At 69.8% G+C, this 9,312-nt stretch carries 9 protein-coding genes and 2 tRNA genes; 7 read left to right on the top strand and 4 right to left on the bottom strand.

The window, feature by feature from the left end; translation table 11 throughout:
* Positions 1-251: 251 nt before the first annotated feature.
* Positions 252-1,067, top strand: coding sequence for an Fpg/Nei family DNA glycosylase (locus tag ACFULQ_RS47375; RefSeq protein WP_383557559.1), 816 nt, complete (start codon positions 252-254; stop codon positions 1,065-1,067).
* 19 nt (positions 1,068-1,086) lie between these two features.
* Here ACFULQ_RS47375 and ACFULQ_RS47370 read toward each other — a convergent pair whose 3' ends face one another.
* Entirely contained in the window at positions 1,087-2,316 is a 1,230-nt protein-coding gene (locus tag ACFULQ_RS47370) for a GNAT family N-acetyltransferase (protein ID WP_383557556.1), read from the bottom strand.
* Positions 2,317-2,478: 162 nt separating this feature from the next.
* Between ACFULQ_RS47370 and ACFULQ_RS47365 the strand changes: the two genes are divergently transcribed.
* Together ACFULQ_RS47365 and ACFULQ_RS47360 are read left to right on the top strand one after the other, a co-directional pair.
* On the top strand, positions 2,479-3,660 hold the full coding sequence (locus ACFULQ_RS47365; protein WP_383557553.1) for a PP2C family protein-serine/threonine phosphatase: 1,182 nt from the start codon (positions 2,479-2,481) through the stop codon (positions 3,658-3,660).
* A 178-nt stretch (positions 3,661-3,838) separates the two neighbouring features.
* Positions 3,839-4,291, top strand: coding sequence for an HD domain-containing protein (locus tag ACFULQ_RS47360; protein WP_383557550.1), 453 nt, complete (start codon positions 3,839-3,841; stop codon positions 4,289-4,291).
* On the opposite strand, the gene ACFULQ_RS47355 is transcribed toward ACFULQ_RS47360, so the two are convergent.
* Positions 4,292-5,410 (bottom strand): acyltransferase family protein, encoded by a 1,119-nt coding sequence (locus tag ACFULQ_RS47355; protein ID WP_383557547.1) that lies wholly within the window; start codon positions 5,408-5,410, stop codon positions 4,292-4,294.
* 364 nt (positions 5,411-5,774) lie between these two features.
* On the opposite strand from ACFULQ_RS47355, the gene ACFULQ_RS47350 reads away from it, so the two are divergent.
* A complete protein-coding gene (locus ACFULQ_RS47350; RefSeq protein ID WP_020136157.1) occupies positions 5,775-5,969 on the top strand; it encodes a hypothetical protein in 195 nt (64 codons plus the stop codon).
* Between the two features lie 176 nt (positions 5,970-6,145).
* Here ACFULQ_RS47350 and ACFULQ_RS47345 read toward each other — a convergent pair whose 3' ends face one another.
* On the bottom strand, positions 6,146-6,565 hold the full coding sequence (locus ACFULQ_RS47345; RefSeq protein WP_383557544.1) for a DUF6083 domain-containing protein: 420 nt from the start codon (positions 6,563-6,565) through the stop codon (positions 6,146-6,148).
* 257 nt (positions 6,566-6,822) lie between these two features.
* Here ACFULQ_RS47345 and ACFULQ_RS47340 point away from each other — a divergent pair, with 257 nt between their 5' ends.
* Positions 6,823-7,128, top strand: a complete 306-nt coding sequence (locus ACFULQ_RS47340) for a putative quinol monooxygenase (RefSeq protein WP_383557542.1) — start codon at positions 6,823-6,825, stop codon at positions 7,126-7,128.
* 162 nt (positions 7,129-7,290) lie between these two features.
* Here the strand turns inward: ACFULQ_RS47340 and ACFULQ_RS47335 are convergent.
* Positions 7,291-7,364 (bottom strand) — tRNA-Gly (locus tag ACFULQ_RS47335).
* A 198-nt stretch (positions 7,365-7,562) separates the two neighbouring features.
* Between ACFULQ_RS47335 and ACFULQ_RS47330 the strand changes: the two genes are divergently transcribed.
* Both ACFULQ_RS47330 and tig read left to right on the top strand, forming a co-directional pair.
* Positions 7,563-7,639 (top strand) — tRNA-Pro (locus ACFULQ_RS47330).
* A 181-nt stretch (positions 7,640-7,820) separates the two neighbouring features.
* Positions 7,821-9,215 carry a trigger factor gene (gene tig / locus ACFULQ_RS47325; RefSeq protein ID WP_383557538.1) on the top strand — a complete coding sequence of 465 codons (1,395 nt, stop codon included), beginning with the start codon at positions 7,821-7,823 and terminating at the stop codon, positions 9,213-9,215.
* Positions 9,216-9,312 lie beyond the last annotated feature (97 nt).

Raw genomic sequence — 9,312 nt, 5'->3', positions numbered from 1 at the left:
GGGCCGGACGGGGGCGGGGTCGACTGCGGGCGCGTGGGGGCTGGTCGTGCAGTTCCCCGCGCCCCTGGGTGTCTCGGGGTCCCCGGCGTTGTGAAATCCAGCCCCTCCGGCGTTTGAGGAGCGGGGGTGCGGGGGCGGGCCCCCGCGACGGGGGTCGAAGGGGGCTCAACCCCCTGGAGGACGGGACGGGTAGGGGCGGCAGGGGCGAGAAGCACCCGGCGCCCACCCAGACACGCACAAGAGGAGCCACCGTGCCCGAGGGCCACACGATCCATCGCCTGGCCCAGGACTACGGCGCCGCGTTCCAGGGCACGAAACCCCACGTCACCAGCCCCCAGGGCAAGTTCTCCGACGCCGCCGAACTCCTCACCGGCTCAGAACTCACCCGCACCGAAGCCCACGGCAAGCACCTCTTCCTCGGCTTCCGCGCCACCGACTGGGTCCACATCCACCTCGGTCTCTTCGGCAAGGTCACCTTCGGCGACGCCCCCGCACCCCCGCCCACCGACACCGTCCGCCTCCGCCTGGCGAACAGCACGGCGTACGTGGACCTCCGCGGCCCCACCACCTGCGCCCTGATCACCCCCGCCGAGAAGCAGTCGATACACGACCGCCTCGGCCCCGACCCCCTCCGCGCCGACACCGACGCCGACCCGCAGGCGGCGTACCGACGGATCTCCCGCAGCCGTACGACGATCGCCGCCCTCCTGATGGACCAGAAGGTCATCGCGGGCGTGGGCAACGTCTACCGCGCCGAGGTCCTCTTCCGGCACCGCATCGACCCCTACCGGGCCGGCAGGGACATCACCCCGGCCGAGTGGGACGCGATCTGGACCGACCTCGTCGAGCTCATGCGCGAGGGCGTCAGGAACAACCGCATCGACACCGTCCGCCCCGAGCACACCCCGGAGGCGATGGGCCGCCCGCCGCGCGTGGACGACCACGGCGGCGAGGTCTACGTCTACCGCAGGGCCAATCTGCCCTGTCACATCTGTGGCGGCGAGATCCGCACCGCCGATCTCGCCGCCCGCAACCTCTTCTGGTGTCCGACCTGCCAGAAACCCTGAGAACTCGGGGAGTCGGGGCTCAGAACCCGTGCGGCAGCCACGGCACCGCGACCGACCCGAACCCCGCCGACGCCTCCGCCAGCGCCCCCTGCCGCAACTCCCGCACCAGCCCCGCCCCCGCGAGCGAGGCCAGGCTCACCCCGCCGAGATACGCCGCCCCCAACTCCCGTACGGACAAGGCGAGATCGGCCGAGTCCGTCGTACGCTCGCACGACGCCCCCTTGCTGTCCCCGCTGAGCCGCCAACGCCCCGCGTTCCAGGGGCAGAAGGCGTCCTCGACCTCCACCACCACGTCCACCGGCGTCTGATAGGTCCGCGCCTCCAGCGCGGCGCCGACGTCCACCAGCCGTACGTGCAGGGAGTCCCGCACCAGCACCGAGCAGCGCCGGATGTCGGAGACCAGGTACTGCCAGGCCTCGTCCACGGGCCGGCGCCGGACGTCGATCCGGGAGGTCAGGTCGAGGTCGAACAGGAACCGCCACAGCGCGGCGTGTCCGGCCGGGTCCAGCGCCTCCAGGTCGGAGACGACCACCGTGCCCTTGGGCCCGGCCGCCTCCCAGCCCGCCTTGACCCGGTACCGGACGAACCCCACGACCTCGCCGTCCCGCTCCGCGACCACGCACTGGAGCGGCGAGGCGCCGTCCCGCGTGCTCTCCGGGTCCAGCAGCCACAGCCGCTCCCAGCCGGGGATCCGGGCGATCATCCCGGGCCGCCGCGATACGAGCCGGTCGTACACGGCCTCGCAGGCGTCGAGCACCTCGGCGGGCGCCGCGTACCGCAGCCGTACGTCGTCGGTGCCGGGCGGCACGGACAGCCGGACCCGGGTCGTGTCGATGTCCGCGTTCACGTGGTAGGTGCCGACGCCGTACCCGAAGCGGCCGTAGATCACCGGCTCGGAGGCCGTGAGCACGGCCAGCGGCTCGCCCCAGGAGCGCACGTCGTCCAGCTGGCGCCGCATCATCGAGGTCAGCACCCCGCGCCGCCGGTGGGTGGCCGCCACGCTCACCATGGTCACGCCCGCGGTGGGCACCGCGGCGCCGCCCGGCACGGTCAGCCGGAAGCTGAACGCACCCGCCGTCCCCACGCACCGCCCGTCGTCCCAGACGCCGATGGAGCGGTCGATCTCCGTGAGTTCACGGAACACCTCCCGTTCCTCGGCAGGCTCCGGGATCCCGCCGAAAGCGCGGAGCAGGTTGTCGTACCACTCGTCCCAGTCGTCCCGTCGAAGCACCCGCACGTCAGTCCCCATGCTCCATGCCTACCAGGGCAATGCGTGACGAGCGAGGGAATTTCGGCTTGGCGGCGTCGCAGCGGCCTTCGGTGAAGTTCACTGTGAAGTTGAAGCTCGGACGGGGGACAAGTGGGACCTCCCGTGCCAAGCAGCGGGTTCGATGGATAGGGTCCCGAACTAATGGCAGCAGGACGAGAGCGGCGCGCGGAAGCCGAGACGTTCACGGCCCGGTTGAGGATGCAGTGGCACCGGGCCCGCGTCGGCCTGCGCAGAAGTGCCGTGGACTACTTCCGCGGCGACGGCTCGGACTGGGTCGCGCTCGCAGGTCTCCTCCTCACCGTGCCCCTCATCGCGTCCGTCACTCTCATGAACTCCGTGTGGTGCTCACCGGCCGCGCTGGTCCTGCCGATCGTCGCGGGCGGCCTGCTGCTGCGCCCGGCGAGCCTGCTCGGCCTGTACGCGGCGGCGGCGACCGCGCTGATCGTGGAGTCGGTGCAGCTGGGGCCGTACACCGAGGGGCCGTCCCGGGTCACGCCGGGCGTGGTCCTGGTGGTGGCCGCCTGTGGCTTCTTCGGCCTGCTCATCGCCCAGTTCCGCAGTCGGGTCGGGGTGCCCTGGCGGCGCGGCGGCACCATGCTGTTCGACCTGCGCGAACGCATCCGGGTGCAGAGCAAGTTGCCGCAGCTGCCCCAGGGTTGGCACCGGGAGATGGCGCTGCGGCCGGCCGGCGGGCAGTCGTTCTCCGGCGACTTCGTGGTCGCGGCCCGGACCAACGGCGGCCGGACGCTGGAGGTCGTGCTGACCGATGTGTCCGGAAAGGGGATGGATGCCGGCTCCCGTGCGCTGCTGCTCTCGGGCGCCTTCGGCGGACTGCTCGGCTCCCTGCCCCCGCACGCCTTCCTTCCCGCCGCCAACGGCTATCTCCTGCGCCAGGACTGGGACGAGGGCTTCGCGACCTCGATCCACCTGGTGCTGGACCTGGACTCCGGCGACTACGAGCTCTACTCGGCCGGTCATCCGCCGGGCCTCCAGCTCAGCGCCGGCAGCGGCCGCTGGGAGGAGAAGGCCGCGGAAGGGCCCCTGCTCGGGGTGTACGACGGTGCCCAGTTCGACCCCGTGAAGGGTTCGCTGCGCCCCGGTGACGTACTGATGCTCTTCACCGACGGTCTGGTGGAGACGTCCGACCGGGACATAGTGGAGGGCATCGACCGCCTGACCGGGGAGGCCGACCGGTATGTGGCGGGCGGTTTCCACGGCGCCGCCTGGCACCTGATCGAGGCGGTCGCGAAGGACGTCAACGACGACCGGGCACTGCTGCTGATCTCCCGCGAGGGGCCGACGGCTCAGGCGCTGCCGCGCTGAGGCGGGCGGGGTTCACCCCAGGCCCGATCCGCCGGCCGTCCGCATCGCCCCCGACCTCTTCCCTCCGTACGTTCGTTCCGCTCGTCCACGGCGCCTTCGCCGACGCGATCGTCGTCCTCGGCCTCACCGCGGCCGGTCTCCCGGCCCGCGCCGCCCTGCGCCGGGACACACTGGACGAGTGAACCGACTGACGCTCGCCGACGTAGAGGCCACCGCCCGAGCCGCCCACGCGGGCCAGACCGACAAGGCGGGACGGCCCTACGCCGAACACCTGAGGGCCGTCGCCGAGGGCGTGCGCGCGCGGGGCGGCGACGAGGAGCAGATCGCGGCGGCCTGGCTGCACGACTCCGTCGAGGACGACGCCCTCTCCGCGCGCTGGCTCGAAGAGGCCGCCCTGAGCCGTCGTACGAAGGACATCGTGCTCGCCGTCACCAAGCGGGCCGGAGAGCCACCGGAGGCGTACGCCGGGCGCATCCTCGCGACCCCGGGCGCGCTGCTGGTGAAGGAGGCCGACCTGGCGCACAACGCGGACCCGGCCCGCCTCGCCGTCCTGGACGAGGTGACACGGACACGGCTGACCGAGAAGTACGCGAGGATGCGCGCGCTGCTCGGTCTGGTCGCAGGCGACTGACTAGACGCTGACCTTGTCGCGGGGCGCGGCCTTCTCCCGGGGCGTGGCCGTTTCCTGAGCCGCGGCCTTCTGCTGCTCGCGCCCCTTGGCCGCGCCGGCCACCTCGGCCGCCTCCCGCCGGAACGCCCAGTTCATGTCGGGCTCCATCACGCACCGGAAGACCCGGCGCACCGGCGCGGTGCACAGCAGGGTGACGGCGATCGCGGCGAGGGCGCTCACGAAGAGCTCGCCGGCCGGCCGGTGCAGCCAGGCGTGGTCGAACCAGCCCGCGAAACCGGCGCCCTTGATGAGGAAGCCGTGCAGCAGATAGCCGTAGAGCGTGCCGGCGCCGAGCGTGGTGAACCACATCGGCCGGCCCGGCACCCAGGCGAAGAAGCAGGCCGTCAGCAGCAGCGAACTGCCGAACATGGCCAGCACCATGACCGGTCCGGTCCACCAGGGCGCGCCCATCTCCTGGACGGCGTTGCGGTGGTAGAACCACTCGGTGTTCATGCGCGGCACCGCCCACCAGCCGACGGCGAGGGCCGCCGCGAACACCGGCACCGCCGCGATCCGCACCGAGCGCCGGCGCACCGTCCGGAAGTGCTCCGGCTTCATGACCAGGCCCAGCACGAAGTACGGCAGGAACTGGAGCACCCGCTGGAGGTCGAGGTCGTCACCGATGTCCGGGGTGACCGAGGCCAGCATCGCGATGCCGAGCGCGAGCGGCAGCGGCCATCGCACCAGCTTCCAGATCGGTGTGGTCAGCCGCCAGATGAACAGGGCGACCAGGAACCAGGTGAGGAACCACGGGTCGAGGAGGCTGATCTCCATGCCGGGGTCGTGGTCGGCGTACCGCTTGAAGAGGGAGTACGCCGTCTCGAAGACGATGTACGGCACCGCGACGCCGGTGACGAGCCGCTTCAGCCGGTCCGGGCGCATGTCGAAACTGCGGGAGAAGAACCCGGAGATGAGGATGAACGCCGGCATGTGGAACGAGTACACGACCGTGTACACGCCCTCCAGGATCCGGCTGTCGCCCTTGAGGGGCTCCCAGGAGTGCGCGACGGCCACCAGGACGATCGCCAGGTACTTGGCGTTGTCGAAGAAGGCGTCGCGTGGCTTGGCGGCTTGAAACATCTGAGGGACCCTAGCCCCGGCTGTGTGTTTCCGTAAAACCGGCTGTTTGGTGGCTCGTTGTTCACTTCTGAGGCGACTTCAACAAGCCCGTATTGCCCGGATTAATCCCCCTCAAATGCCACATGAGCGTACTCACCCCACGCCTGTGCCGGTCATTCGAATTCCCTGCGAACGGGATGTGTGGGCGCGGTGGACGGGAACCGAAAGGAACCGGCCAGGGGTTGCGGGGCGTGTATCGGCATGGCCAAACGTTGCCTCACCGGCCGCATATGCGGGCCGCGTTGGTGGCACGATGGTTCTGGCGGGGGTCGCGGGGTCGCGTCCCCGGGCCGGGAGAGCGGACCGACCGAGGGTGTGATCAGTTGTGGCCATTTCGCTGTCAGTGGTGCTGCTGTTGGGGATCATCCTGGTGGTGTTGATGCGGGGAGGCTCCATCAAGGCCGGCCCCGCCATAGTCGCGGTGCTCTTCGGCTTCTTCCTCGCCTCGACCGGCATGGCCGACGACATCCAACGCTTCCTGGACTCGATAGCCGACACCATCAACTCGATCCAGTTCTAGACACGCCACAGGCCGCCGGCCCGGACCCTCGATGAGGATCCGGGCCGACGGCCTGATCGGAGCGGGCGACGGGACGGGAATCGAACCCGCGTAGCTGGTCTGGAAGATCGCGTATGCGGATGCCGCCTGAGCCGGCAAGTGGCTGAACCGCTGGTTCCCGGGACGCTCACCGTGATCTACGGCTCGTCCCGCTCGGGGACGCACATCATGCGGTGGGCCGGTACGACCGGCTCCCCGGGCAGCGGATCGATTCCACGGACGCGTACAGCCACGATGTCGGTCGTGACACGGGAGAGGTCCGGCAGTCTCATCAGGCGCCAGCGGAAGGGCTCCGGGACGTCCTTGGCGGGCATCTCCGCTGCGGAGAGGCTGACCCATCGGTCGTACGTGGTCGGGTAGATCCGCACAAACGCGCCGCACTTGGGGCAAGTAGGGGGCTCGATCCATGACACGTCGTCGGGATCCGGCTCCGGCCTCGGGGGAGCGGTGGCGCCATCGGTCACGGCCATCTCGTTGGCGAGGACGTTCCAGCACGCCTCGCAGAACCTGGCCATGAGATCGATCCGCCCGCGCTCGCGCACGGTGGGGCTCGTCACCCCGCAGCGATGGCATAAGTGCGTGTCCTGATCCCTGGTCGCCCCCATGTGTTCGAGTGTGAGCGGAATTGACCTGATCCCAGTAGGTCGCGATTTGGCCGTATTCGGTGGTCATGTGCCGTCCAAGGTCACGAACCGGGGCAAAAGGGTGGAGGGTGAGGTGTCGACGCGGTCATACAGGAGACCCGTTCGGTCCCACCCATCAATTCGGTGCCCTGCCGCTCCCGGGTGGCCGAGCCTGAGCAAGGAGCCCCTTCATGGCCGACGTCAACGTTGCCCTGCACGTACAGGTCGAGGCCCTGCCTGGCAAGGAGGAAGAGGTCGCCGCCTTTCTCCGCAAGGGCCTTGCCCTCGTCCAGGAGGAGCCCGGCACCGTCGCATGGTTCGCCGTGCGGGTGAGCCCGTCCACCTTCGCCGTCTTCGACGCCTTTCCCGATGACGACGCACGCCAGGCCCATCTCGCCGGTCGCCTGGGCAAAGCCCTGATGGAACGAGCCGGCGAACTGTTCGCCCAACCGCCTTCCGTCGAGCGCCTCGACGTCCTCGCCCACAAGCTCCCCTGAAGAGCGGGTGCACTGGTCCACGGACCCGGGCTTGCGGCAGGTCGGCGCGACGATCGACATCCGTCTGCGAGAACGGCCCCAGTACACCAGTGCTGATCGGAGCCCCGGAAACGACTCAGGGCCAGGCGGAGGAGTGATCCTCGGACCTGGCCCTGACTCATGTGGAGCGGGCGACGGGAATCGAACCCGCGTAGCTAGTTTGGAAGACTAGGGCTCTACCATTGAGCTACGCCCGCACAGCACACGCCACGGATCACTCCCCGGCGGCACGCAAGCATCGTAGCGGGTCGTCACGCCTCGTCGCACATCCCTTCCCGTGCCGGACGTCCACCGAGCGCTCCCACGGTGCTCCCGCGCGCGTACGCATCCCTGCGCGCTCGCGAAATGCGGTAACCCCGCAGCCTGCGGGCATGTACCCTACGTGTCGCACCAGACGGGGTGTGGCGCAGCTTGGTAGCGCGTCCGCTTTGGGAGCGGAAGGCCGTGGGTTCAAATCCCGCCACCCCGACCACCTGCGCGATCACCGCGCGCGCTCGCTTCGGTGATCGCCTTTGGGGCGTGTCGCCGCTGCCGTTACTATGCAAGCTGCACGCCCGTGTGTCTCTCCTACTAGAAGTCCTCCGGGCGGCTATCCGCCGGAGCCGTTCTGGCCCCGGCAGAATCCGAGAAGTCAGCCACAAGGAGACCGAACCGTGAAGAGCGCCGTGGAGACCCTGAACCCGACTCGGGTTCGGCTCAGCATCGAGGTGCCCTTCGAGGAGCTCAAGGACAGCCTCGACGCGGCGTACAAGAAGATCAACCAGCAGGTCACGGTGAAGGGCTTCCGGAAGGGCAAGATCCCGGCGCGCGTCATCGACCAGCGGTTCGGCCGCGGTGCGGTGCTGGAGGAGGCCGTCAACGAGGCGCTTCCGAAGTTCTACACCGAGGCGGTCAACGAGGCCGAGATCGACGTCCTGGGCCAGCCCGAGGTCGACATCACCGAGCTGAAGGACGGCGAGACGCTGAACTTCACCGCCGAGGTCGACGTCCGCCCGACCATCGAGATCCCGGACTACTCCGGCATCGAGGTCGAGGTCGACGCGGTCGAGGTCAGCGACGAGGACGTCGACAAGGCCGTGACCGAGCTCCGCGAGCGCTTCGCCTCGACCTCCCCGGTCGAGCGCGCCGCCGAGGACGGCGACGTCGTCACCATCGACCTGGAGGCCAAGGTCGACGGCGAGGTGCTGGAGGACGGCGTCGCGAGCGGCGTCTCTTACACCATCGGCTCCGGCGAGCTCCTCGACGGCATCGACGACGCGGTCAAGGGCCTGGAGGCCGGTGGCGAGGCCACCTTCACCTCCGAGCTCAAGGGCGGCTCGGCGGCCGGCAAGGAGGCCGAGGTCACCGTCAAGGTCACCCAGGTCGCCGCCCGCGAACTGCCCGAGCTGGACGACGAGTTCGCGCAGCTCGCCTCCGAGTTCGACACCCTTGAGGAGCTGAGGGCCGACAGCCGCAAGCGCCTCGAGAACATGAAGCAGTACGACCAGGCCACCCAGGCCCAGGAGCGCGTCCTGGAGAAGCTCCTGGAGCTCGTCGAGGTGCCCGTCCCCGAGAAGCTCCTCGAGGACGAGATCAACACCCGCAAGCACAACCTGGAGCACCACCAGCTCGGCCAGATGGGCCTCGACCTCGAGAAGTACCTCGAGATCCAGGGCAAGACGGCCGAGGAGTTCGACACCGAGACCAAGGACGCCGCGGTCAAGGGCATCAAGACCCAGTTCGTCCTCGACGAGCTCGTCAAGCGCGAGAAGCTGAACGTCAACCAGGAGGAGCTCACCGAGCACCTCATGCGCCGCGCGGCTTCCTCCGGCATGTCCCCCGACCAGTTCGCCCAGGCGGTCGTCGAGGGCGGCCAGGTCCCGCTGCTCGTCGGTGAGGTCGCCCGCGGCAAGGCCCTCGCGGTCGTCGTCGAGGCCGCCACGGTCAAGGACACCAACGGCGAGGTCATCGACCTGGACGACGACGAGGACGAGACGGCCGAGACCGTCGAGGCCACGTCGGAGGAGACTCCGGCCGAGGCCGAGGCCGAGGACAAGACCGAGGCCTGATCGCCGACGGCACCTTGAATGTCGTACGACGGGCCCTGGGAGCATCCGCACCCAGGGCCCGTCGGCCTACCTGAAGGGGCGCGGGGAACTGCGCGAC

Source organism: Streptomyces sp. NPDC057253, from assembly GCF_042669125.1.
Taxonomy (GTDB): Bacteria; Actinomycetota; Actinomycetes; order Streptomycetales; family Streptomycetaceae; genus Streptomyces.
This window is presented reverse-complemented; position numbering and strand designations above follow the sequence as displayed.

Coding starts and splice junctions, on each gene's coding strand:
- ACFULQ_RS47355 (WP_383557547.1), bottom strand. CDS start 5,410: ATGTTTCAAGCCGCCAAGCCACGCGACGCCTTCTTCGACAACGCCAAG.
- ACFULQ_RS47340 (WP_383557542.1), top strand. CDS start 6,823: ATGGCCGACGTCAACGTTGCCCTGCACGTACAGGTCGAGGCCCTGCCT.
- ACFULQ_RS47370 (WP_383557556.1), bottom strand. CDS start 2,316: ATGGGGACTGACGTGCGGGTGCTTCGACGGGACGACTGGGACGAGTGG.
- ACFULQ_RS47365 (WP_383557553.1), top strand. CDS start 2,479: ATGGCAGCAGGACGAGAGCGGCGCGCGGAAGCCGAGACGTTCACGGCC.